Raw genomic sequence first — 21,709 nt, 5'->3', positions numbered from 1 at the left:
GAATCCCTCACTCGCCCAGCCCCCGGTAGCGGCGCACGTGCGACCCGTCGTAGAGCGCGCTGCACCGGAAATCCTCCACCCCCAGCGCCGGGCCGACCAGGATCAGGGCGGTGCGCTCCATCGGCGAGTCCGCCACCTGGGCGGCGATGTCGGCCAGCGTGCCGCGCAGCACCCGCTCCTCCGGCCAGCTCGCCCGGTAGACCACCGCCGCCGGGCATTCCGCGCCGTAGAGCGGGGTCAGCCGCTCCACCACCCGGTCGATGACGTGGATCGACAGGTGGATGGCCAGCGTGGCGCCCGACCGCCCCAGCACCTCCAGCGTCTCGTTCGCCGGCATGGCCGAGGCGCGGCCTTCCGTCCGTGTCAAAATCAGCGTCTGGCTGACCTCCGGCAGGGTCAGTTCCCGCCCCAGCGCGGCCGACGCGGCCGCGAAGGCCGGCACGCCGGGCGTGATGTTGTAGGGGATGCCCAGCTCCCGCAGCGCCCGCGTCTGCTCGCCGAGCGCGCTGTAGACCGACAGGTCGCCGGAATGCAGCCGCGCCACGTCCTGCCCGGCCGCGTGCGCCGCCTTGAACTCGGCGACGATCTGGTCGAGCGTCAGCGGGGCGGTGTCGACGATCCGGGCGCCCGGCGGGGCGTGGGCGATGATCTCCCTCGGCACCAGGGACCCGGCGTAGAGGCAGACCGGGCAGGACGCGATCAGGTCGCGCCCGCGCAGGGTCAGCAGGTCGGGCGCGCCCGGTCCGGCGCCGATGAAATGCACGGTCATGCGGAAACTTCCCTGGAAATCGCCAGCGCGCAGGTGGCGCGCGGGGTGGAACGGCGCGACAGCAGAAGGCTGGAGCCCGGCCCGGCGGCGGCCAGGGCGGCGGCCTCCGCGACCGAGGCGACGCCCACGGCGGCCTCGACGCGGCTGGAGCGGGTCCGTGTCCGGTCCTGCGCCGCAGCCAACGCTGAATCGTCAACAAATTGAAGGGGCAGGGCGAGCCGCCGCGCCGCCTCCGCCACCCCGGCCTCGTTGCGCTTGCGCATCGGTGCCGCCAGTCGCACGGTGCGGCGCGCGGCCTCGTCCAGCGCGGCCTCTTCGAAGGCGGCGCGGAGCAGCCCGGCGATCTCGTCGCCGGGGCAGCCCGTGCGGCAGCCGATGCCCGCCGCGATGACGCGGTCCGCCGTCACAGCGGCTTCTCCGCCAGCCACAGCGTGACCGGCATCAGCGGGCGCCAGCCGGTGAAGCCGCCGATGGGGGCGGCCCGGCTGACGGCGATCTGCGACAGTTGCCCGCCCAGCCGCTTGTGGGTGGCGATCAGCATGGCCTCGCTTTCCAGCGTCACGGCGTTGGCGACGATCCGCCCGCCGGGCTTCAGCGCCGACCAGCAGGCGTCCAGCACCCCGTCGTTGGTCAGCCCGCCGCCGATGAACACGGCGTCCGGCGCCGGCAAGCCGCTCAGCGCCTCCGGGGCCTTGCCGCGCACCAGCTCCAGGCCGGGAACGCCGAAGGCGGCGGCGTTGGCGGGGATGCGGGCGGCGCGGTCGGCCTTGTGTTCCACGGCGATGGCGCGGTTCGTCGGGTCGCTCAGCATCCATTCGACGCCGATGGAGCCGGAGCCGGCGCCGACGTCCCACAGCAGCTCGCCGCGGCGCGGGGCCAGCCAGGACAGGGTGACGGCGCGGATTTCCCGCTTGGTGATCTGGCCGTCATGCTCGAACCAGTCGTCGGGCAGGCCGGGCGTGCGGGGCAGGGCGCGGGCGCCGGGGGCGGCGACGCACTCCACCGCCAGCGTGTTCAGGTCGGCCACGCGCTCCGCCGGCCACTCGTCCGCCGTCGCAACGATGCAGCGTTCGCGCGGTCCGCCCATGGATTCCAGGGCGGTCAGGCGCGACGGGCCGAAGCCGCGCGCCGCCAGCAGCGCCGCCAGCTTGGCCGGAGTCGTTCCGTCCCAGCACAGAACCAGCAGCCGCCCGCCCGGTTGCAGATGCGGAACGACCAGCTCCAGCGGGCGTCCGTGCACGGTCAGGGTGCCGCACTCCTGCAGCGGCCAGCCCAGGCGGGCGGCGGCGAGGCTGAAGGATGACGGGGCCGGAACGATCGACAATTCTTCAACCGGAACGAGTTTCGACAGGGTGGCGCCGATGCCGTACCAGGACGGGTCGCCGCTTGCCAGCACGCAGACCCGTTGGCCGCGCCGGGCCAGCAGGGCGGGATAGGCGTCCGACAGGGGGGAGGGCCAGGGCAGTCGCTCCTGTCCGGCGCTTTCCGGCACCAGCGCCAGATGGCGGGCGCCGCCGGCCAGCAGGTCCGCGCCTTCGACCAGCGCGCGGGCGGCGGGTGACAGACTGTCCCACCCGTCCTCGCCGATGCCGACGACGCTCAGCCAACGCCCCACGGCCGTGCTATTCATGGGGTTCTCCAGGGAGGACAAGCATGAAGGCGCTGATTCTGGGCGGCACCACCGAAGCGACGGCGCTGGCCCGCCTGCTGAGCGGCCACCCGCGCATCGACGCGGCGGTGTCGCTGGCCGGGCGCACCAAGCAGCCGGTGCTGCCGCCCCTGCCGACCCGCATCGGCGGCTTCGGCGGGGTGGACGGGCTGGCGGCGCATCTCGTCGGGAACGGCATCGGCGCTGTGGTGGACGCCACGCATCCCTTCGCCGACCAGATCTCCGCCAACGCCGCGGCGGCCTGCGCGCGGGTGGGCGTGCCGCTGCTGGTGCTGACCCGCAAGCCCTGGGAACCGGGCGAGGGCGACCGCTGGATCGGCGTGCCGGACATGGATGCCGCCGCCGAGGCGCTGCGCCCGCTCGGCGGGACCGTCTTCCTGACCATCGGCCGGCAGGAGGTCGCGGCCTTCGAGGCGGTGCCGGACAAGCGCTACCTGATCCGCGCCGTCGACCCGCCGGAACCGGTGCCGAACCTGCCGGACCACCGCCTGATCCTCGATCGCGGCCCCTTCACGCTGGAGGGGGAGACCGCCTTGCTGGAGAAGCATCGGGTGGAGGTCGTCGTCAGCAAGAACAGCGGCGGCACCGCGACCGAGGCGAAGCTGGAGGCCGCGCGCCGCCGGGGCATTCCGGTGGTGATGGTCGAGCGCCCAAAGGGTAATGGCGTGGCCGAAGTGCACGCAGCGGCGGCGGCGTTGGCGTGGTTGGAGGCATTCGGCAGTTGAGCCCCCCTCCCGACCTCCCCCCGCTGCGCAGGGGGAGGAGATCCCCTCCCCTGCGCAGCGGGGGAGGGTTAGGGAGGGGGCCCGTTTCGACACCGTCCTCACCCCCGCACCGCATAGCTGCGCGGCGTGTAGACCCACGGCTGCGCACCGTCGCGCGGCACCAGCCGGCTGTGCGAGGCGCCGATGATGACGCAGGTCCGCATGTCGGCCTGCGCCGCGTCCACGGCGCCCAGCGTGGTGACCGTCAGCGCCTCGTCGGGGCGGCCGACCGCCTGGGCGAGGATCACCGGCGTCTCGGCCGGGCGGAGGTCGCGCAGCGCGTCGAAGGCGGCGCCGAGCTGCCATGGGCGGGCGCGGCTGATCGGGTTGTAAAGCGCGATGACGAAATCCGCCTCCGCCGCCAAGCGCAGGCGTTTCAGCACCACCTCCCACGGCTTCAGATTGTCGGACAGCGAGATGGCGCAGAAATCATGGCCGAGCGGTGCGCCGGCCCGCGCCGCCGCCGCCTGCATCGCGGAAATGCCGGGATCGACCGACAGCGGCACGCGGTGCCACGCCGCGGGTGCCGCCGGATCGTCCAGCGCCTCGAACACCGCGGCGGCCATGGCGAAGATGCCGGGGTCGCCGCCCGACACCACCGCCACCCGGCGGCCTTCCGCGGCCAGTTGCAGGGCGTGGCGGGCGCGGTCCAGCTCCACCCGGTTGTCGGAGGCGTGGCGCACCTGCGGACCGGGCGGGACGCGGTCCACATAGGGGAAATAGCCGACGAGGTCGGTCGCCTCCGCCAGATCGCGCCGGGCCTCCGGCGTCAGCCAATCCTCGGTGCCGGGGCCGAGCCCGACGACCTTCAGCCATCCGGCCTGGGGATCGGCGGTCATCGCCGCAGCCCTTCGCCGGGGATGACGATCTGCGAGAAGTAGGGGGCCGTCTCCGGCGCCTCGCGGAAGGGCATGACGCGCTGCTCCGCCATGCTTGCCCGCTCGATGTACCAGGCGCGGTCGGCCAGCCCGGCGGCCTCCACGGCGCGGCGGACCTTCGGCAGGTTCTGGCCCAGCTTCATGATGACCGCGGCGTCGGCGTTGCGCAGCGCGCGCAGGAGCGCCTCCTCCCCCAGCGTGCCGGGAATGACCGACAGAACGTCGTCGCGCAGGGTCAGCGGGCGCGGCAGCAGCGAGGCGCTGCACATCATCGAGGTCACGCCCGGCACCACCTCCGTCGGGAAGCGCGAGGCCAGCCGCAGGAACAGATGCATGAAGCTGCCGTAGAAGAAGGCGTCACCCTCGTTCAGCGCGGCGATGGAGCGCCCGGCGGCGAGATGCTCGGCCAGCCGCTCGGCGGACTCGTCGAAGAAGGCCTCGATCTGGCGGCCATAGTCGGGGTGGCTCGGCGGCAGCTCGACCGTCACCGGATAGACCATTGGCAGCTCAATGTGCTCCGCCGTGATGCAGCCGTCGGCGATGCGCCGGGCCTGACCGGATGTGCCGCGCTTGCAAAAATAGGCGACCACCGGGCAGGCGCCGATGGTGCGCATGGCGCGTACGGTCATCAGGTCCGGGTCGCCGGGGCCGACGCTGACGCCGTAGAGGGTGCCGGTGGAGATGCCGGTGCTTTGGGGTTCGTTGCTCATTCCACGTCGCTCGCCAGGGCGTTGACCGCCGCCGCCGCCATGGCGCTGCCGCCGCGCCGGCCCTTGATCGCCAGGAAGGGCAGGCCGAAGGGCGCCTCGGCCAGCGCGTCCTTGCTTTCCGCCGCACCGACGAAGCCCACGGGGAAGCCCAGCACCGCCGCCGGCTTCGGCGCGCCGTCGCGGATCATCTCCAGCAGCTTGAACAGGGCGGTCGGCGCGTTGCCGATGGCGACGACGGACCCGGCCAGCCGGGGCGCCCACAGCTCCAGCGCGGCGGCGGAGCGGGTGTTCTCGACCTGTCTGGCAAGCTCCGGCACCGCCGGGTCGCGCAGCGTGCAGACGACGGGGTTGTCGGCCGGCAGGCGCGCCCGCGTGATGCCGTGGGCGACCATCTCGCTGTCGCAGAGGATCGCCGCCCCGCCGCGCAGAGCCGCCCGCGCCGCCGTTCCCACGTCGGGGGAGAACATCAGATCCCTGGCCGCGTCCACCATGCCGCAGGCGTGGATGACGCGCACCGCCACCGGCTTCAGGTCGTCGGGGATGCCCGACAGGTCGGCCTCCGCCCGGATGGTGGCGAAGGACTGGCGGTAGATGGCCGCTCCATCGCGGATGTAGTCGTAAAGCGGCTCAGCGGACACGGGACAACTCCTCAACAGACAGATCGGCGCCAGACAAAGAGGCAACGGCGGTTACGGCGGCGTCGGGTGTCAGGCCGGACCGCCAGGGCGTGCCGCCGGGTGCGGCGTTCAGCGCGACGTCGTAGACGCCTTCCCGCGCGGTGAGCGTGACATCGGCCACACCGGGATGGGCGCAGCCCTTCGGGCAGCCGGAGACATGCACCATCCGCACCGCCTCCAGCAAGCCCGCCGCGCGCGCCGCGATGGCGAGGCCGTCGGCGTGTGTGTCGGTGGTGCCGACGTCGCAGCCGGTGACGCCGCTGCAGGCGGTGAGCTTCAGGCGGATGTCCTGGTGGTCGAGGATGCCGCCGAGGGCGGTTGCTCGTTCAGCGGCGCCGTCCTGCGGGGCGGCCAGCAGCAGGGCGCGCCAGGGGGTGATGCGGATCTCGTGGGTGAGGGCGGCCAGCGCTTCCAGCCGGTCGCAGTCGAGGCGGCCGAAGGGGAAGGCGACGCCGAGCCAGGAGGGTTGGGGCCAGGAGGGTTGGTGGCCGAGGAAATGTCGGGTGGGCGGCGTTTGCCCCCACCCTGACCCTCCCCCGCTGGGCGGGGGAGGGAATGAGGTTCGCGGGGGAGAAAGCTCCCTCCCCTGCCCGGCGGGGGAGGGAAGGGGCCCATGCGCAGCATGGGAAGGGTGGGGGCCGGTCAGCATCCCCGCCACCCGCTCCCGCAGCGCCTCCACCCCCAGCGCCTTGACCAGCCCGGCCATGCGCCGCGGCGGTTCGGCCAGGGTCTGCCGAAGCTCCAGGAAGGCTCGCGCCAGCGCCGCCGCCAGTTCCACCAGATCGTCGGGGCGGCAATGGCCCAGCAGAGCGGCGCCCTCGAAGGTCCCGCCCAGCCCGACGCGGAACAGCGGCCCCTCTACCGCGTCAAAGCGGACATCCGTGCTGCTGTCGAACAGGGTGGCCTGCCCGCCGCCATCGACCAGCCAGCCGAACTTCGGCGGAAGCCGGTGCAGCGCGCGATCCGCCGCCAGCCGGGCGTCGAGCGCCAGGGCGTAGGGGCGCACGTCCAGCACCGCCGTCCCGTCCAGTCCGGCGGTGGGCGAGGTCAGCACGTTGCGCACCGCCTCGCTCTCGGCATCGTCCGAGACGTAGCCGAGCGCGCGAAGCTCCGCGATCAGCGCCGCCATGTCCGGGGCGGCGACGCCGCGCAGTTGCAGGTTGCCTCGGTGGCTGAGATCGACCAGACCGTTGCCGTGACGACGCCCAAGTTCCGCGATCCGCGTCGCCGAGGCGGCGGGAAGCACCCCCGCCGGGACGCGCACGCGGACCAGCAGACCGTCGCCGACCTCCATCGGGGCGAGAACGCCGGGACACATGCCGCGCCGGCGCGGCGGGTTGCGGGGCAGGGCATTGCTGGGCTGGGTGATCGCGCTCATGCGGACATCTCCTTGCGGCGGCGCAGATCGTCGCCCGTCGAATTGCGGCGTGGGTGCCAGAGACCGCGCTCCAGGGCCTCGGTCAGCCGGTCCAGGATATGCCGGGCGGCGGCCGGATTGGACTGTGCCAGGAAGTCCCACACCCGCTGGTCGTCCACATAGGCGCCGTACAACTGGTCGAAATGGTGGGGCCGCACCGCCGTGGTGGTCGCGGCGAAGGCGAACAGCGTGTCCACGCTCGCCGCCAGCTCCCCGGCGCCGCGGTAGCCGTGGCGCATCATGCCGTCGATCCAGCGCGGGTTGGCGGCCCGGCCGCGCAGCACGCGGGCGATCTCCTCGCCCAGCGTTCGGACGGTCAGGCTCTCCGGCTCGGAGCTGTCGAGGTGGTAGAGCGCCGGGTCGTTGGCCGGGTCGTCGTTGGCCAGCGCGGCGGCGGCGGAGAAGCCGCCCTCATACTGCATGAAGCCGTCGGTGGAGAGGACGTCGTGCTCCCGCTGGTCCTGGTGGTGGACCAGCGCGTCGGCCCCGCCGATGCGGCGGCGGAACAGGGTGGGCAGCGGCACGCCCTCCAGCCCCTTGCCGTAGGCGTGGCAGCTTCCCTCAAGATAGGCGGCGCCGAAGTCGGCCCGCGCGCTCCAGTCGCCCCGCGCGATCATTCCGGGCAGCGCTGTGCCATAGGCGCCGGGAGCGGCGCCGAAGACCCGCGCGCTGGCCCAGCGTTCCGCCTCCACCGCCGGGGTGCCGCCGGTTTCCAATTCAGCGCGGTCGGTGCGCAACGCGGCGGCGACGGGATTCACGTCGTCGGGCTCGTCCTCCGCCATCACGGCGCGGACGGCCTGGTCGAACAGGGCGATCTGCTGAGGGAAGACGTCGCGGAACAGGCCGGAGATGCGCAGCGTCACGTCCACCCGCGGGCGGCCCAGGACGGAGGCCGGCATCACCTCGAAGCCGGTGACCCGGCCGGAGCCGTTCTCCCACAGCGGTCGCACGCCCAGCAGGGCCATGGCCTGGGCCAGCTCGTCGCCGCCGGTGCGCATGGCCGGCGTGCCCCAGCAATCGACCACCAGCCGCTTCGGCCAGTCGCCATGGTCCTGCAGATAGCGGGTGATCAGCGCGTCCGCCGCCTGCCAGCCCAACGTCCAGGCGGTCGGCGTCGGCACGCCGCGCGGGTCGAGCGCGTAGAGGTTCCGCCCGGTGGGCAGCGTGTCGGCCCTTCCCCGCGCCGGGGAGCCGCCAGGGCCGGGCTTCACGAAGCGCCCGTCCAGCCCGGCGAGCAGCGCGGCCATCTCCGCCTCGCCGCAGGCGTCCAGCGCCGGGGCGACGTCCTCCGGCGCGCCGAAGCGGGCGACGGCGGCGAGCAGGCGGGCACGCCGCTCCGGCTCCGGTGTCGTGCCGAAGACGTGCAGCCCGTCGCGGATCTGCATCTCCTTGATGTCGCAGAGATGGGCGTCGAGGCGGCTGAGGATGGCGTCGGGGTCGTCGTCGGGCCGCAGGTTGCAGTCGGCGGCGACGCCGGAACTCCATGCCAGATCCAGGATGGTCTGCCGCAGCGTGCCCAGCCGCCGCGGGTCCAGCCCGGTCGCCATCGAATATTCGTCGATGGCCGTTTCAAGCTCGGCGAGGTCGCCGTGCAGCCCGGCCTCGACCGGCGGCGGGGTCAGGTGGCCGATCAGCACGGCGCCCAGCCGGCGGCGCGCCTGCACGCCCTCGCCGGGGTTGTTGACGATGAAGGGGTAGAGGCAGGGCAGCGGACCGGCGACGATTTCCGGCCAGCAGTCGGCGGACAGCGCCACGGCCTTGCCCGGCAGCCATTCCAGCGTCCCGTGCGCCCCCACCTGCACCAGCGCGTGGACGCCCAGGACATGGCGGAGCCAGAGATGGAAGGCGTAATAGCCGTGGCTGGGCGGCGTCTCCGGGTCGTGATGCTGGGTTGTGGTCAGTGGGCCATGGCCGCGGCTCGGCTGCACGGCGACGGCGATGTTGCCGCAGGCCAGCACGGTGAAGCGGAAGGCCGCGCCGTTTTCCATCTGAGAGGACAGCGGGTCGGCCTCCTCGTCGCCCCAGGTGGCGGCGATGCGGGCGCGGGCCTCGGCGGGGGCAAGGCGGCGGTAGTCCTCCAGGCTCAGCGTGGCCAGGCTCAGCGCGGCGGTGGCCCCGCCGGTCAGCGCCTCCATCAGGGCGGCGGGGCCGGCGGGAAGCCCGTCCAGCGCGTAGCCTTCGGCGCGCAGCCGCTCCAGGATGCCGACGACGCTCGCCGGGGTATCGAGGCCGACCGCGTGGCCAATGCCGCCGCCCGGCCCCGGATAGTCGGACAGCACCAGCGCCAGCTTGCGCTCGGCCCGCGGCGTGGCGCCCAGCCGCACCCAGGCGGCGGCCAGATCGGCGGCGAAGGCCACGCGGTCGGGCACCGGGCGGATCAGCGTCGGGGCGAACTCCAGATCGGGGTCCGGCGCCCCTTCGGCCTTGAAGGCGATGGCGCGGGTCAGGATGCGGCCGTCCATCTCCGGCAACACGACGTTCATGGCGAGGTCGGACGGCCCCATGCCGCGGGCGGAGCCGCGCCAGCCCTCCTCGGTTGTGGTGGACAGCACGGCTTGCAGCACCGGCGTGCCGTTGGCTTCCAGCGGTGAGCCGTCCTCGCGCGCCGCCGAGAAGCCGGTCAGGTTCAGCACGACGGCGGCGTCGCGGGCGGTCAGGGTGGCGCGCATCCAGGCGGCGCAGTCCGGCTCCTTCAGGCTCGCCACGAAGAGCGGCAGCGGGGCGAGGCCGCGCGCGGCCAGCGCGTCGCACAGCGCGTGCACCGGCTCCAGATCTCCGGCCAGCAGGTGGGAGCGGTAAAAGACGACCGGCGCGCAGGACCCGGCACCTTGGCCGGACCAGCCCTCATAGACGCCGAAGCGCGGGACGGGCGCCGGCTCGCGCCAGGGGCGCTCCCGCCCGGCCAGCGTGGCGGCGTAGGCCAGCAGGTTGGCGATGTTGTCCGGCCCGCCTTCGGTGAAATAGCGCCACAGCCGTTGCGCCGCCTCGGCCGGAACGGTGCCGTAGCCCTCCAGGGCGGGGTTCGGCTGGGCGCAGCCGGGCAGCACGGCCAGCGCCACCCCCGACTCCCGGCAGGCCGCGGCGACATGGTCCAGCCCGTAGCGCCAGTAGCCCGCCCCGCCGAGCAGCCGCAGAACGACCAGCTTCGCCTTGCGGATCACGGAGTCGACGTAGAGGTCCACCGACAGCGGGTGCCCCAGCCACGCCAAGTTCGCCAGCCGCAGGGTCGGCAACAGATCGGCGGGCCGGGTGTCACGGTGGCGCTTCCAGCAGGCGGCGAGCGCCGTCAGGTCGCTGTCGGAGAAGGACAGGACGACGAGGTCCGCCGGGCTCTGCCCCAGGTCCACGGCCTGGGGGCCGGCGTCGAGGTCTTCCTGGCGGGCGGCGAGTAGGTGCATTGGCTACAGCTTTAAAGAAGTCCCCTCGCCCCTCCGGGGCTCGGAGCCGCCGGCCGAAGGCCGGTTGAGCGCCGAAGGCGATCAAAGGCGGAGAGAGGGCGCGAGACTTGCGAGCGACCGGGTTAGGGTGAGGGGGCGCCCGCGAGGGCGTCCACGCACTGCAATAAGTCGGCGTGGTCGGCCTTGCGGCCGCCCCCTCATCCCATCCCTTCTCCCCGGAGGGGAGAAGGGCAAATGGTGCATCACCCCAGCGCCGCGGTCACGGCGTCGCGGTCCAGGCCCGTCTCGCCGATCACCACCAGACGGCTGCGGCGCGGCTCGTCGGGCTTCCAGAAGCGGTCGAAATGGGTCTGGATGCGCGTTCCCACGCCCTGCACCAGCAGCCGCATCGGCTTGCCCGGCACGTCGATGAAGCCCTTCAGGCGCAGCACGCCATGGGCGGCGGCCACCCGCTCCAGCGTCTTCGCCAGGGCCGCCGGGTCGGGCTGCGGGCCGAGTTCCACGACGAAGCTGGTGAAGTCGTCGTGGTCGTGGCCCTCCTCCTCGTCATGGTGGCTGGGGCGGTTGGCGAGGTCGTCCTCGGCCCCGGCCCCGACGCCCAGCAGAACCACCGGATCGACCTTGCCGTTGCTGGCGCGCAGGATCTTGGGCTCGCGCCCAGCGCCGCCCTCAGCCATGCCGCCCTCCGCCATGGCGGCGCGGATCAGGTCCTCGACCTTCGCCAGGGCGGCGGCGTCGACCAGATCTGTCTTGTTCACCACGATCAGGTCGGCGCAGAGAAGCTGGTCCTCGAACACCTCCTCCACCGGGGTCTCGTGGTCGACCTGCCCGGCCTCGGCGGCCTGGGCGGCCAGCGCCGCCGGATCGGGGGCGAAGCGGCCCTCCGCGGCGGCGGCGGCGTCGACCACCGCGACCACCCCGTCCACCGTCACCCGCGTCTTGATCGCCGGCCAGTGGAAGGCCTGGACGAGCGGCTTCGGCAGGGCGAGGCCGCTCGTCTCGATGATGATGTGCTCCGGCGGCTGGGGGCGGGCCAGCAGCTTCTCGATGGCCGGGACGAAGTCGTCGGCGACGGTGCAGCACAGGCAGCCGTTCGCCAGTTCGATCACGTCGTCCTCGCTGCAGGTCGGGTCGCCGCAGGCGCGCAGGATCTCGCCGTCGATGCCGACGTCCCCGAACTCGTTGATGATCAGCGCCAGACGGCGCCCGCCGGCCTGCTCCAGCAGGCTGCGGATCAGCGTCGTCTTGCCGGCGCCGAGAAAGCCGGTGATGACGGTGGCCGGGGTCTTCCCGGCGGTCAGCGGGCCGGTGGTCATCGGCCGTCTCCTAAGAATAGGGGAAATAGGGGATGGGGAAGGTCGGTCCGCCGGTCAGCGGAGCGGACGCCCGGCGGCCAGCGCCATGGCCGGCGCCATGGCCAGCGCCATGGCCAGCGATGGTGCGGCGGCCTGGAGCGGCCATGCGGACGGACTGAGGACGGCGCGATGCGTCATGATCTGGTTCCCTGTCTCCGCCACACCCGGCGGATTGGATGAGTGTCGGTCCGGCGGCAGGTTTCCTGGCTCGCGGGTCGTCGTCGCGCCTCCCGCCTTCCCGGCCTCTCGGCCCGTGGCATTTCCGGAGGCGGACTCGCCGCATACAGTTGCGGGGGCAGCCGCGGCCTTGGACCCCATCGGGGTCCGCACCGCATTCCCTATTATCCCCGCGCCTTCACGGCGGACGGGGCACCGTCGGAGGCGCAGAATTGCAGGCGGACCCCCGATTTGCAAGCGGCCATTTGGCGCCCGGAAACCGTGCCGCCGAACCCGGAACGCTCCGCCCATGCCGCCGTTGGTGTGTCGGAAGATCGGTACAGTCTGTCTGGAAAGCTGACACTCCGGACGGTATGGGAGGCCCACGGTCGTGTAGGGGGAAATAAACGATTTCAAGGGCTTGTTCGAAAGTCCCGCAGTTGGCATGTTCTGTGCTTATATCAGACTAACCAAAAACGCGGACCGGCAGACGACGCGGACGAACAGGGAGGGAAAAGCGGCACCCATGGCCGACGACATCATTTTGGAAGCGCGCGGACTCTCGAAGGAGTTCAAGGGCTTCATCGCGGTGAAGGAGGTGAACCTCCAGGTCCGCCGCGGCACGATCCATGCGCTGATCGGCCCGAACGGCGCCGGCAAGAGCACGGTCTTCAACCTGCTGACCAAGTTCCTGACGCCGACGCGCGGCCAGATTCTCTACAAAGGGCGCGACATCACCGCCATGAAGCCCGCCGACGTGGCGCTGCTCGGCATGGTGCGCTCCTTCCAGATTTCCGCGGTCTTCCCGCATCTCAGCGTGCTGGAGAATGTCCGCGTCGCGCTGCAGCGCCCGCGCGGCACCAGCTTCCATTTCTGGAAGCCGGAGGCCAGCCTGCACGACCTGCACGACCGCGCCGAGGAGCTGATCGAGGCGGTGAACCTCACCCCCTGGGCCGGCCACACCGCCGCCGAGCTGCCTTACGGCCGCAAGCGCGCGCTGGAGATCGCCACCACGCTGGCGCTCGACCCGGAGGTGATGCTGCTCGACGAACCGCTGGCCGGCATGGGCCACGAGGACATCGAAGGCACCGCCGCCCTCATCAAGCGCGTCTCCGCCGACCGCACCATCCTGATGGTGGAGCACAACCTGTCGGTCGTCGCCCATCTGTCGGACACCATCACCGTGCTCCGCCGCGGCGAGATCCTGGCCGAGGGCGCATACGACGTCGTATCGCGCAACCCTCAGGTCATGGAGGCCTACATGGGGACGGGTGAGGTGGGCCATGCCTGACGGCGCGAATGTGAAAACGGCCATGCTGGAGATCCGCGATCTCCAGGCCTTCTACGGCGAGAGCCATGTGCTGCACGGCGTCAACATCGACGTGCGCCAGGGCGAGGTGGTGACCCTGCTCGGCCGCAACGGCGCCGGCAAGACGACCACCATGCGCTCGATCATGGGCATCGTCGGCAAGCGCAACGGCTCGATCCGCTTCCAGGGCAAGGAGCTGATCGGCATGGCGCAGCACAAGATTCCCCGCCTCGGCATCGGTTATGTGCCGGAGGAGCGCGGCATCTTCTCCTCGCTCAGCGTGGACGAGAATCTGATGCTGCCGCCGGTGGTGAAGTCGGGCGGCATGACCGTGCCGCAGATCTACGAGCTGTTCCCCAACCTCCAGGGCCGCGGCACCACCCAGGGCACGCGCCTGTCGGGTGGCGAGCAGCAGATGCTGGCGATCGCGCGCATCCTGCGCACCGGCGCCGACCTGATCCTGCTCGACGAGCCGACCGAGGGACTCGCCCCCGTCATCATCGAGCAGATCGGCGTGGCGGTGCGCAAGCTGAAGCAGCGCGGTTTCACCATCGTGCTGGTCGAGCAGAATTTCCGCTTCGCCGCGACCATCGCCGACCGCCATTACGTGATGGAGGAAGGCCATGTCGTGGACATGATCCCCAACGACCAGCTCGCCCAGAACATGGACAAGCTGCACACCTATCTGGGTGTCTGACCAAGCCACCCCCTCTGCCGAAAACACTCAAAACAAAGCCAATCGAAGGGAGTTCGAAATGCTCAAGACGTTGCTTTGCGGGACCGCACTGCTGGCGCTGACCGCCGGGGCCGCGCACGCCCAGGTCTCCAACAACGTGATCAAGATCGGCGTGATGAACGACCGGTCCGGCATCTACGCCGACCTCGCCGGCGAAGGCTCCGCCATCGCCGCCCGTCTGGCGGCCGAGGAGTTCGGTGGCAAGATCGCCGGCGCGCCGATCGAGATCGTCGTCGCCGATCACCAGAACAAGGCCGACATCGCCGCCAACACGGCGCGCGAGTGGATCGACGCCGGCAACGTGGACGTCATCGCCGACGTGCCGAACTCCGCCGCCGCGCTGGCCGTCCAGGGCATCACCAAGGACAAGAAGCGCATCTTCCTGATGTCCGGCCCGGGCTCGACCGACCTCAGCGGCAAGTCCTGCAGCCCCTACGGCTTCCAGTGGACCTACGACAACTACGCCATGGCCGCCGGCACCGCCCGCGCGCTGGTCGAGCAGGGCAAGAAGAACTGGTACTTCATCACCGCGGACTACGCCTTCGGCCACTCGCTGGAGGATGAGACCTCGAAGATGGTCAAGCAGCTCGACGGCAAGGTCGCGGGCAACGTCCGCCATCCGCTGGGCAACGCCGACTTCTCGTCCTACCTGCTCCAGGCCCAGGCCTCCAAGGCCGACGTGATCGGCCTCGCCAACGCGGGCGGCGACGCCACCAACGCCGTCAAGCAGGCGTCGGAGTTCGGCATCACCCAGTCGGGCCAGAGCCTCGCCGGCCTGCTGCTGTTCATCAGCGACATCCACGCGCTGGGCCTCCAGGCCTCCCAGGGCCTGCTGCTGACCACCGGCTTCTACTGGGACATGGATGAGCAGACCCGGGAGTGGACGAAGAAGTTCGAGGCCAAGGCCGGCCGCAAGCCGACCATGGTCCAGGCCGGCGTCTACTCCGCCGTCCGCCACTATCTGAAGGCGGTCGAGGCGGTCGGCTCCGACGATCCGGACAAGGTCGCGGCCAAGATGCGCGAGACCCCGGTCACCGACATGTTCACCAAGAACGGCAAGATCGCCGCGAACGGCCGCATGTTCCACGACATGTATCTGGCCCAGGTGAAGACCCCGGGCGAGTCCAAGGCCCCCTGGGACTACTACAAGATCGTGAAGACGATCCCGGCCGAGCAGGCGTTCCTCGACCCGGCCAAGAGCGGTTGCACGCTGGTGAAGTAAGGTTCTGAGCTTCGGGGCGGGCCCCCACCCTAACCCCCCCCCGCTGGGCGGGGGAGGGAATCTGAGCCCTCCCCTGCGAAGCGGGGGAGGGTTGGGTGGGGGGCCCACCCCAAGCACCCAATCAAAAAATCAAAAGTCCGATACACAGGGAGGGACGGTCATGTTCGACTTGCTGGGGGTGCCGCCCCAGGTCCTGTTCGGCCAGCTTCTGCTCGGCCTCATCAACGGGTCCTTCTACGCGCTGCTCAGCCTTGGGCTGGCGGTCATCTTCGGCATGCTGAACGTCATCAACTTCGCCCACGGCGCGCTCTACATGATCGGCGCCTTCGTGGCGTGGCTGCTGCTGACGAAGCTCGGCCTCGGCTACTGGTGGGCGCTGGGACTGTCGCCGCTGATCGTCGGGTTGCTGGGCGTGGCGCTGGAAAAGACCATGCTGTCGCGGCTCTACAAGCTCGACCATCTCTACGGGCTGCTGCTGACCTTCGGCCTCGCCCTGATCATGGAAGGCGCCTTCCGCCACTTCTACGGCGTGTCGGGACAGCCCTATCCGATCCCGGACGCGCTCAAGGGCGGTCAGAACCTGGGCTTCATGTTCCTGCCCAACTACCGCGGCTGGGTCGTCGTCGCCTCCCTGATCGTCTGCTTCGGGACATGGTTCGCCATCGAGCGGACGCGGCTCGGCGCCTATCTGCGCGCCGCCACCGAGAATCCGGTGCTGGTCCAGGCCTTCGGCATCAACGTGCCGGTGATGATCACCGCCACCTACGGCTTCGGCGTCGCGCTGGCCGGACTGGCCGGCGTGCTGGCGGCACCCATTTATCAGGTATCGCCCCTGATGGGCTCCAACCTGATCATCGTCGTCTTCGCGGTGGTGGTGATCGGCGGCATGGGCTCCATCCTCGGCGCCATCGTCACCGGCCTGGGGCTGGGGCTGCTGGAAGGCCTGACCAAGGTCTTCTACCCCGAAGCCTCCAACATCGTGGTGTTCGTCGTGATGGCGATCGTCCTTCTCATCAAGCCCGCGGGCCTCTTCGGACGGGAGCGCTGAGCCATGGCCACCCAAAGCAAGACGACCGGAATCAAGGCGGCCGGAATCAAGGCGGCCGGCATCAAGACGGCCGACACCCAGACGACCACCATCGCGCTGCGCCGACCGGGGCAGGACACCGCGCGGAACGCCATCATCCTCGGCATCGGCCTGCTGATCGCGCTGGCGGCACCCTTCGTGCTGTACCCCGTCTTCGTGATGAAGGTGCTGTGCTTCGCGCTGTTCGCCTGCGCCTTCAACCTGCTGATCGGCTTCGCCGGTCTCCTGAGCTTCGGCCATGCCGCCTTCTTCGGCGGGGCGGCCTACATCACCGCCCATTCCGCCAAGGTCTGGGGGCTGGGGCCGGAGGTCAGCATCCTGCTCGGCATGGGCTTCTCCGCCCTGCTGGGTCTCGCCTTCGGTGCGCTGGCGATCCGCCGGCAGGGCATCTACTTCGCCATGATCACGCTGGCGCTGTCGCAGATGGTCTTCTTCATGGCGCTGCAGCTCAAGTTCACCGGCGGTGAGGACGGTATCCAGGCCGTGCCGCGCGGCCATCTGTTCGGCGTGATCGACCTGAACAACTCGCTGTCCATGTACTACTTCGTGCTGGCGGTGTTCCTGGTCGGCTTCGCGGTGGTGTGGCGCGCCGTCCATTCGCCCTTCGGTCAGGTGCTGAAGGCGATCCGCGAGAACGAGCCGCGCGCCGTCTCGCTCGGCTACCGGACGGAGCGCTACAAGCTGCTGGCCTTCGTGCTGTCGGCGAGCCTCGCCGGTCTGGCCGGCGGCACCAAGGCGCTGGTCTTCCAGCTGGCCTCGCTGACCGACGTGACGTGGCAGATGTCGGGCGAGGTGGTGCTGATGACCCTGCTCGGCGGCATGGGCACGCTGCTCGGCCCGGTGGTCGGTGCGGCCATCGTCGTCACGCTGGAAAGCTATCTGGCGGCCACCAGCATGCCGGTGCCGGTGGTGATCGGCGCCATCTTCGTGGTCTGCGTGCTGGTCTTCCGCCGCGGCATCGTGGGCGAGCTTCAAGCCCGCTTCGGCCGGCGGTAAGATCGACGATACCGAACGACACAAAAAGCCAAAACCAGGATCAGCACGATGGATCAACCTTCAGATCTGCCGCTGTGGACCCCGTCGGAGGCGCGCGTCGCCGCCTCCAACCTGACGGCCTTCCGGCAGGCCGCGAGCGCCCGCTTCGGGCTGCGGCTGGACGATTACGACGCGCTCTACGACTGGTCGGTCGCCGGCAAGGAGGATTTCTGGCGCTTCCTGTGGGAGTGGGCCGGACTCAAGGGCGACCTCGGCGGCGTCGCCCTCGCCGACGGTGACAAGATGCCCGGCGCCCGCTGGTTCCCCGAAGCCAGCCTGAACTACGCCGAGAACATGCTCGCCAACGCGCCGGAGGGCGAGGCGGTCGTCTTCTGGGCAGAGGACAAGGTCAAGCGCCGCTGGTCCGGCGCCGAGCTGAAGGCCGAGGTGTCCCGCCTCCAGCAGGCCCTGAAGGCGGCCGGCGTCGGCAAGGGCGACCGCGTCGCCGCCGTCGTCCCCAATATGCCCGAGACGCTGGCCGCCATGCTCGCCACGGCGAGCCTCGGCGCCATCTGGTCCTCCTGCTCCCCCGATTTCGGCGCCCAGGGCATCACCGACCGCTTCGGCCAGATCGAGCCGACCGTCCTCTTCGCCCCCGACGGCTATTGGTACAACGGCAAGAGCCACGACGTCCGCGCCAAGATCGCCCAGGTGCTGACCGAGCTGCCCACCGTCAAGGCCGCCGTCATCATCCCCTACATCAACGAGACGCCGGACGTCTCGGCCATCCGCGGCGGCGTCACCTGGGGGGACTTCATCGCCCCCTTCGCGGCGGCGGAGCCGGGCTTCGAGCGGGTGCCCTTCAACCACCCGCTGTTCATCCTCTATTCCTCGGGCACCACCGGCAAGCCCAAGTGCATCGTCCACGGCACCGGCGGCACGCTGCTCCAGCACGTCAAGGAACACCGGCTGCACAGCGACGTGAAGCCGGGCGACCGGGTGTTCTACTACACCACCTGCGGCTGGATGATGTGGAACTGGCTGGTCTCCGGGCTGGCCGCCGGGGCGACGCTGCTGCTCTACGACGGCTCGCCCTTCGCGCCGGACGGCAACATCCTGTTCGACTACGCCGACGCCGAGGGGATGACGCTGTTCGGCACCTCGGCCAAGTTCATCCAGCAGGCCGAGAAATCGGGGCTGGAGCCGATGCGCACGCACCGGCTTGACACGCTGCGGGCGCTCGCCTCGACCGGCTCGCCGCTGATGCCGGAGAACTTCGCGTACGTCTACCGGGCGATCAAATCCGACATCCATCTGGCCTCGATCAGCGGCGGCACGGACATCGTCTCCTGCTTCGTGCTGGGCAACCCGACGGCCCCGGTGTGGGCGGGCGAGCTGCAGACGGCGGGGCTCGGCATGGCGGTGGCGGCCTTCGACGACGCCGGCCACGCGGTCAGCGGCGAGAAGGGCGAGCTGGTCTGCACGCGGCCCTTCCCCTGCATGCCGGTGGGCTTCTGGGCCGACCCGGACGGGGCGAAGTACCGGGCGGCCTATTTCGAGCGCTTCCCCAACGTGTGGACGCACGGCGACTTCATCGAACGCACCGCGCATGGCGGCTGGGTGATCTACGGGCGTTCCGACGCGGTGCTCAACCCCGGCGGCGTGCGCATCGGCACGGCGGAGATCTACCGGCAGGTCGAGCAGCTTCCGGAGATCCTGGAGGCGGTGTGCATCGGCCAGGAGTGGGACGGCGACGTGCGCGTCATCCTGTTCGTGGTGCTGCGCGAGGGGCTGACGCTCGACAAGGCGCTGGAGGACACGATCCGCAAGCGCATCAAGGAGAACTGCTCGCCGCGCCACGTCCCGGCGCGCATCGTGGCGGTCAAGGACATCCCGCGCACCCGTTCGGGCAAGATCACCGAACTGGCGGTGCGCGACGCGGTGCACGGCCGCCCGATCAAGAACACCGAAGCGCTGGCCAATCCGATGGCGCTCGACGAGTTCCGCGAGCGCCCGGAGCTGGAAGGCTGACCGCCGTTCCGCCCTCTCCCCGGACGGGGGGAGGGCACCCAAACCATCAAGACAACAGAGGATAAGCCATGACCTTGACTCAGAAGGTCGCGGTGGTCACCGGCTCGACCAGCGGGATCGGCTTGGGCATCGCGCGGGCGCTGGCCGGAGCCGGGGCGGACGTGGTGCTGAACGGCTTCGGCGACGCGGCCGCCATCGAGGAGCTGCGCGCCGGTCTGGCGGCGGAGTTCGGCGTGCGCGTCGGCTATCACGGCGCCGACCTCTCGAAGCCGGCGGAGATCGCCGCGCTGATCAGCCACGCGGAGGAGACCTTCGGTTCCGTCGACGTGCTGGTGAACAACGCCGGCATCCAGCACGTCGCCCCGGTGGAGGAGTTTCCGGCGGAGCGCTGGGACGCGGTGATCGCTCTCAACCTGTCGGCCGTCTTCCACGGCATCCACCACGCCCTGCCGGGCATGAAGCGGCGCGGCTGGGGGCGCATCCTGAACATCGCCTCGGTGCACGGCCATGTCGCGTCGGTCAACAAGGCGGCCTATGTCGCCGCCAAGCACGGCGTGGTCGGGCTGACCAAGACGGTGGCGCTGGAGACGGCGGGTACCGGCGTCACCTGCAACGCCATCTGTCCGGGCTGGGTGCTGACCCCGCTGGTGCAGAAGCAGATCGACGCGATCGCCTCGACCAAGAACATCCCGGAGCCGCAGGCGAAGGCGGAGCTTCTCGGCGCCAAGCAGCCCTCCGGCGCCTTCGTGACGCCGGACGAGCTGGGTGGGCTGGCGGTCTTCCTGTGCTCCGAAACGGCGGCGCAGATGACCGGCGCCAGCCTGCTGATGGACGGCGGCTGGACCGCGCAGTAGAGGCGTGTGACGAAACCATGTCTGGACGAGGCGCCAACCGATGACGCCGGCTGCGACATGGTGGACGGCGGCGAGGATGCCGGCGCGCCGATCATGGCGGAGCGACGCGGTGGAAGCGGCCGAACCGAGCCAGCCGGCGTTCCACCGTGCAGCGGTTCCGGCCGGCGGGAAGCCGGCATCCTATCCTTCTTCCGAGAGCGCTTTCTGTTTCTCCGCAACACCGCACCAGGGCGCCTTCGGGCGCCCTTCGCGTGTCCGGGCCCTGTCATCTCATGTTCGGGGCCGTTACTCTGCCGCGATGGCCATTTCGCAGCGAGCCTCTTCCTGCCTCGGCGTGGCCGCCCTGAAGTACTCCAGCACGTAGACCCGTACGGCGCTGGACAGGTTGCTGGCATCCACGGACCCCAACCGCTCGGCGAGGCGGTTGCACAGCTCGCCTAAGGTCAGGCTCTCCATCCGCGCAATGTCTTCCAACCCTTCCCAGAAGGCGGACTCCAGCCGCATGCTGGTGCGCTTTCCGGCGACGTAGACGTTTCTGAGCTTCTTGGATGACATGGTTCGTCCGCTGCGCGACATGTTGCACTCTTATGTGTGAAGCGTCGCGGAGTTCGAGCCGAAAAACATGTGATGAACTTCACATAAAACGCAGGGGTTCATGCCGCAGGGCCTAAGCTGGCTGGAAGGCTGCCACTGTTCCGCGAAGAACATCGGATAATGACAGCGCCGAATAGGACGGCTCGACTTTCCATGCAGCGTGCCGATCCACCCAGAGTGTCGGTGTCCGGCGCCGGGCACGCTGATACAGCCCATGGCGTTCATATCGGAAGGCCGAGTCGCACCACCCAGAACGGGAATCGAAGATCGGGCCGTTGCCGTGTTGCACCCACGCCGCAGGGGGCAAGGCTTGTGAAGCAAAGGCCGCGGGAGCTGAGTTGTTTCAGGTCGCGCACCTGCCACCGGTCATCGGGTAGATGGGCGTCGCCCTGCCGCTGGCTGACTTCCAGAATCTCCGTCGCTTCGGCGAACAGAGCGATCCATCGGGCCATCGGGATCCAACCAGCGTTCTCGACCGGCTTCTGTGGTCGAAGCTGAATGATGCGGATGCCTCGCGCTATTGGACTGCGGTCATATACTCCGATACCTCAATCAGGTTGCTGTCCGGATCACGAAAATAGACGGAACGAATCGGGCCTGTCGCACCAGTGCGGAGCACCGGCCCCTCTTCAATCTCAACGCCTTGAGCATTCAAATGGGCGGCAATCTCGGCGATGCCGGGTTCAACGATGAGACAGAGGTCGATGGCTCCCGGCGTCGGTCGCGCGGCCTTCGGCTCAAACTCCCGGCCAGCCTCATGCAAATTGATCTTCTGGTTGCCGAATGTGAGCGCTTTTCGTCCCTCGCCAAAGGTGACGACTTCCATTCCAAGTACCCGGCTGTAAAACTCACAGGCAACCGGAATGCTTGAAACGGTCAGAACGATGTGGTCGATGCGAAGAGTCTTCATTCGATGCGCCGTTCCTGTTTCTGCACCACTGCGCAGAGATCGTCTTGGCAGCGTGCTGAGCCGAGGCTCCCCCGCCACCCAACGTCCGAAACGTCTTCGCGGACTGCCCAGAGCCTACATCACCGAGGTTTCACCCACCAGCCGCCCGGCATGCCGCTCGGCGGCTTTTCCTCTCCCGGAGTCCCAGCGACCGAGATC

20 protein-coding genes and 1 riboswitch are annotated in these 21,709 nt (G+C 70.2%); of the genes, 8 read left to right on the top strand and 12 right to left on the bottom strand.

Annotated features, from left to right (window positions below; genetic code table 11):
• Nucleotides 1-7: 7 nt before the first annotated feature.
• Genes cobM through cbiE form a run of 3 tightly spaced genes read right to left on the bottom strand, consistent with a single transcriptional unit; the run spans nucleotide 8 to nucleotide 2,399 of the window.
• Nucleotides 8-769, bottom strand: coding sequence for a precorrin-4 C(11)-methyltransferase (cobM, locus tag TSH58p_RS24225; RefSeq protein ID WP_109070455.1), 762 nt, complete (start codon nucleotides 767-769; stop codon nucleotides 8-10).
• Nucleotides 766-1,176: a cobalamin biosynthesis protein gene (locus TSH58p_RS24220; protein WP_109070454.1), complete on the bottom strand. Its 411-nt coding sequence runs from the start codon at nucleotides 1,174-1,176 to the stop codon at nucleotides 766-768. Before TSH58p_RS24220 ends, cobM begins: the two co-directional genes overlap by 4 nt.
• Nucleotides 1,173-2,399: a precorrin-6y C5,15-methyltransferase (decarboxylating) subunit CbiE gene (cbiE, locus tag TSH58p_RS24215; protein WP_109070453.1), complete on the bottom strand. Its 1,227-nt coding sequence runs from the start codon at nucleotides 2,397-2,399 to the stop codon at nucleotides 1,173-1,175. The genes TSH58p_RS24220 and cbiE overlap by 4 nt, the downstream gene beginning before the upstream one ends.
• A 23-nt stretch (nucleotides 2,400-2,422) precedes the next feature.
• On the opposite strand from cbiE, the gene TSH58p_RS24210 reads away from it, so the two are divergent.
• Nucleotides 2,423-3,163: a cobalt-precorrin-6A reductase gene (locus TSH58p_RS24210; RefSeq protein ID WP_109070452.1), complete on the top strand. Its 741-nt coding sequence runs from the start codon at nucleotides 2,423-2,425 to the stop codon at nucleotides 3,161-3,163.
• Nucleotides 3,164-3,261: 98 nt separating this feature from the next.
• On the opposite strand, the gene cobJ is transcribed toward TSH58p_RS24210, so the two are convergent.
• The 7 genes from cobJ to TSH58p_RS34495 form a co-directional block, all read right to left on the bottom strand.
• Nucleotides 3,262-4,041, bottom strand: a complete 780-nt coding sequence (cobJ, locus tag TSH58p_RS24205) for a precorrin-3B C(17)-methyltransferase (protein WP_109070451.1) — start codon at nucleotides 4,039-4,041, stop codon at nucleotides 3,262-3,264.
• Complete coding sequence (locus TSH58p_RS24200) at nucleotides 4,038-4,790, bottom strand: precorrin-2 C(20)-methyltransferase (protein ID WP_109070450.1); 753 nt, start codon at nucleotides 4,788-4,790, stop codon at nucleotides 4,038-4,040. The genes cobJ and TSH58p_RS24200 overlap by 4 nt, the downstream gene beginning before the upstream one ends.
• Complete coding sequence (locus TSH58p_RS24195; protein ID WP_109070449.1) at nucleotides 4,787-5,428, bottom strand: precorrin-8X methylmutase; 642 nt, start codon at nucleotides 5,426-5,428, stop codon at nucleotides 4,787-4,789. Before TSH58p_RS24195 ends, TSH58p_RS24200 begins: the two co-directional genes overlap by 4 nt.
• Nucleotides 5,418-6,845, bottom strand: a complete 1,428-nt coding sequence (gene cobG / locus TSH58p_RS24190) for a precorrin-3B synthase (protein WP_109070448.1) — start codon at nucleotides 6,843-6,845, stop codon at nucleotides 5,418-5,420. The genes TSH58p_RS24195 and cobG overlap by 11 nt, the downstream gene beginning before the upstream one ends.
• The gene (cobN, locus tag TSH58p_RS24185) at nucleotides 6,842-10,282 is read right to left on the bottom strand and encodes a cobaltochelatase subunit CobN (RefSeq protein ID WP_109070447.1); all 3,441 of its coding nucleotides are present in this window, start codon (nucleotides 10,280-10,282) and stop codon (nucleotides 6,842-6,844) included. Before cobN ends, cobG begins: the two co-directional genes overlap by 4 nt.
• 242 nt (nucleotides 10,283-10,524) lie before the next feature.
• Nucleotides 10,525-11,598 carry a cobalamin biosynthesis protein CobW gene (cobW, locus tag TSH58p_RS24180; protein ID WP_109070446.1) on the bottom strand — a complete coding sequence of 358 codons (1,074 nt, stop codon included), beginning with the start codon at nucleotides 11,596-11,598 and terminating at the stop codon, nucleotides 10,525-10,527.
• 54 nt (nucleotides 11,599-11,652) lie between these two features.
• Nucleotides 11,653-11,775, bottom strand: a complete 123-nt coding sequence (locus tag TSH58p_RS34495) for a hypothetical protein (RefSeq protein WP_256380085.1) — start codon at nucleotides 11,773-11,775, stop codon at nucleotides 11,653-11,655.
• Between the two features lie 37 nt (nucleotides 11,776-11,812).
• A riboswitch (cobalamin riboswitch) is annotated at nucleotides 11,813-12,029 on the bottom strand.
• Nucleotides 12,030-12,319: 290 nt separating this feature from the next.
• Here TSH58p_RS34495 and TSH58p_RS24175 point away from each other — a divergent pair.
• The 7 genes from TSH58p_RS24175 (at nucleotide 12,320) to TSH58p_RS24145 (ending at nucleotide 20,007) form a co-directional block, all read left to right on the top strand.
• Nucleotides 12,320-13,084, top strand: coding sequence for an ABC transporter ATP-binding protein (locus TSH58p_RS24175; protein ID WP_040134438.1), 765 nt, complete (start codon nucleotides 12,320-12,322; stop codon nucleotides 13,082-13,084).
• Nucleotides 13,077-13,799 carry an ABC transporter ATP-binding protein gene (locus TSH58p_RS24170; RefSeq protein ID WP_109070445.1) on the top strand — a complete coding sequence of 241 codons (723 nt, stop codon included), beginning with the start codon at nucleotides 13,077-13,079 and terminating at the stop codon, nucleotides 13,797-13,799. Before TSH58p_RS24175 ends, TSH58p_RS24170 begins: the two co-directional genes overlap by 8 nt.
• 58 nt (nucleotides 13,800-13,857) lie before the next feature.
• Complete coding sequence (locus tag TSH58p_RS24165) at nucleotides 13,858-15,060, top strand: ABC transporter substrate-binding protein (RefSeq protein ID WP_109070444.1); 1,203 nt, start codon at nucleotides 13,858-13,860, stop codon at nucleotides 15,058-15,060.
• A gap of 160 nt (nucleotides 15,061-15,220) precedes the next feature.
• Entirely contained in the window at nucleotides 15,221-16,108 is an 888-nt protein-coding gene (locus tag TSH58p_RS24160) for a branched-chain amino acid ABC transporter permease (RefSeq protein WP_109070443.1), read from the top strand.
• A gap of 3 nt (nucleotides 16,109-16,111) precedes the next feature.
• The gene (locus tag TSH58p_RS24155; protein WP_109469510.1) at nucleotides 16,112-17,143 is read left to right on the top strand and encodes a branched-chain amino acid ABC transporter permease; all 1,032 of its coding nucleotides are present in this window, start codon (nucleotides 16,112-16,114) and stop codon (nucleotides 17,141-17,143) included.
• 48 nt (nucleotides 17,144-17,191) lie between these two features.
• Nucleotides 17,192-19,153 (top strand): acetoacetate--CoA ligase, encoded by a 1,962-nt coding sequence (locus TSH58p_RS24150; RefSeq protein WP_109469509.1) that lies wholly within the window; start codon nucleotides 17,192-17,194, stop codon nucleotides 19,151-19,153.
• Between the two features lie 68 nt (nucleotides 19,154-19,221).
• Complete coding sequence (locus TSH58p_RS24145) at nucleotides 19,222-20,007, top strand: 3-hydroxybutyrate dehydrogenase (protein ID WP_109469508.1); 786 nt, start codon at nucleotides 19,222-19,224, stop codon at nucleotides 20,005-20,007.
• Between the two features lie 285 nt (nucleotides 20,008-20,292).
• Here the strand turns inward: TSH58p_RS24145 and TSH58p_RS24140 are convergent, their stop codons facing one another.
• Together TSH58p_RS24140 and TSH58p_RS24135 are read right to left on the bottom strand one after the other, a co-directional pair.
• Entirely contained in the window at nucleotides 20,293-20,562 is a 270-nt protein-coding gene (locus TSH58p_RS24140; protein ID WP_109469507.1) for a ribbon-helix-helix domain-containing protein, read from the bottom strand.
• 556 nt (nucleotides 20,563-21,118) lie between these two features.
• Nucleotides 21,119-21,511: a VOC family protein gene (locus TSH58p_RS24135; protein WP_109469506.1), complete on the bottom strand. Its 393-nt coding sequence runs from the start codon at nucleotides 21,509-21,511 to the stop codon at nucleotides 21,119-21,121.
• Between the last annotated feature and the right edge of the window lie 198 nt (nucleotides 21,512-21,709).

It is taken from the genome of Azospirillum sp. TSH58, assembly GCF_003119115.1.
In the GTDB taxonomy this organism is placed as follows: Bacteria; Pseudomonadota; Alphaproteobacteria; order Azospirillales; family Azospirillaceae; genus Azospirillum.
Note: the sequence above shows the minus strand (reverse complement) of the source record. Positions and strands in the feature narration are given on the sequence as shown.

Bases quoted from the DNA above. Each gene is read 5' to 3' on its own strand.
- TSH58p_RS24210 (WP_109070452.1), top strand. From the start codon at position 2,423: ATGAAGGCGCTGATTCTGGGCGGCACCACCGAAGCGACGGCGCTGGCC.
- cobM (WP_109070455.1), bottom strand. From the start codon at position 769: ATGACCGTGCATTTCATCGGCGCCGGACCGGGCGCGCCCGACCTGCTG.
- cobN (WP_109070447.1), bottom strand. From the start codon at position 10,282: ATGCACCTACTCGCCGCCCGCCAGGAAGACCTCGACGCCGGCCCCCAG.
- cobW (WP_109070446.1), bottom strand. From the start codon at position 11,598: ATGACCACCGGCCCGCTGACCGCCGGGAAGACCCCGGCCACCGTCATC.
- cobJ (WP_109070451.1), bottom strand. From the start codon at position 4,041: ATGACCGCCGATCCCCAGGCCGGATGGCTGAAGGTCGTCGGGCTCGGC.
- TSH58p_RS24200 (WP_109070450.1), bottom strand. From the start codon at position 4,790: ATGAGCAACGAACCCCAAAGCACCGGCATCTCCACCGGCACCCTCTAC.
- TSH58p_RS24155 (WP_109469510.1), top strand. From the start codon at position 16,112: ATGGCCACCCAAAGCAAGACGACCGGAATCAAGGCGGCCGGAATCAAG.
- TSH58p_RS24135 (WP_109469506.1), bottom strand. From the start codon at position 21,511: ATGAAGACTCTTCGCATCGACCACATCGTTCTGACCGTTTCAAGCATT.
- TSH58p_RS24150 (WP_109469509.1), top strand. From the start codon at position 17,192: ATGGATCAACCTTCAGATCTGCCGCTGTGGACCCCGTCGGAGGCGCGC.
- cbiE (WP_109070453.1), bottom strand. From the start codon at position 2,399: ATGAATAGCACGGCCGTGGGGCGTTGGCTGAGCGTCGTCGGCATCGGC.
- TSH58p_RS24160 (WP_109070443.1), top strand. From the start codon at position 15,221: ATGTTCGACTTGCTGGGGGTGCCGCCCCAGGTCCTGTTCGGCCAGCTT.
- TSH58p_RS24165 (WP_109070444.1), top strand. From the start codon at position 13,858: ATGCTCAAGACGTTGCTTTGCGGGACCGCACTGCTGGCGCTGACCGCC.
- TSH58p_RS24140 (WP_109469507.1), bottom strand. From the start codon at position 20,562: ATGTCATCCAAGAAGCTCAGAAACGTCTACGTCGCCGGAAAGCGCACC.
- cobG (WP_109070448.1), bottom strand. From the start codon at position 6,845: ATGAGCGCGATCACCCAGCCCAGCAATGCCCTGCCCCGCAACCCGCCG.
- TSH58p_RS24145 (WP_109469508.1), top strand. From the start codon at position 19,222: ATGACCTTGACTCAGAAGGTCGCGGTGGTCACCGGCTCGACCAGCGGG.
- TSH58p_RS24170 (WP_109070445.1), top strand. From the start codon at position 13,077: ATGCCTGACGGCGCGAATGTGAAAACGGCCATGCTGGAGATCCGCGAT.
- TSH58p_RS24175 (WP_040134438.1), top strand. From the start codon at position 12,320: ATGGCCGACGACATCATTTTGGAAGCGCGCGGACTCTCGAAGGAGTTC.
- TSH58p_RS34495 (WP_256380085.1), bottom strand. From the start codon at position 11,775: ATGACGCATCGCGCCGTCCTCAGTCCGTCCGCATGGCCGCTCCAGGCC.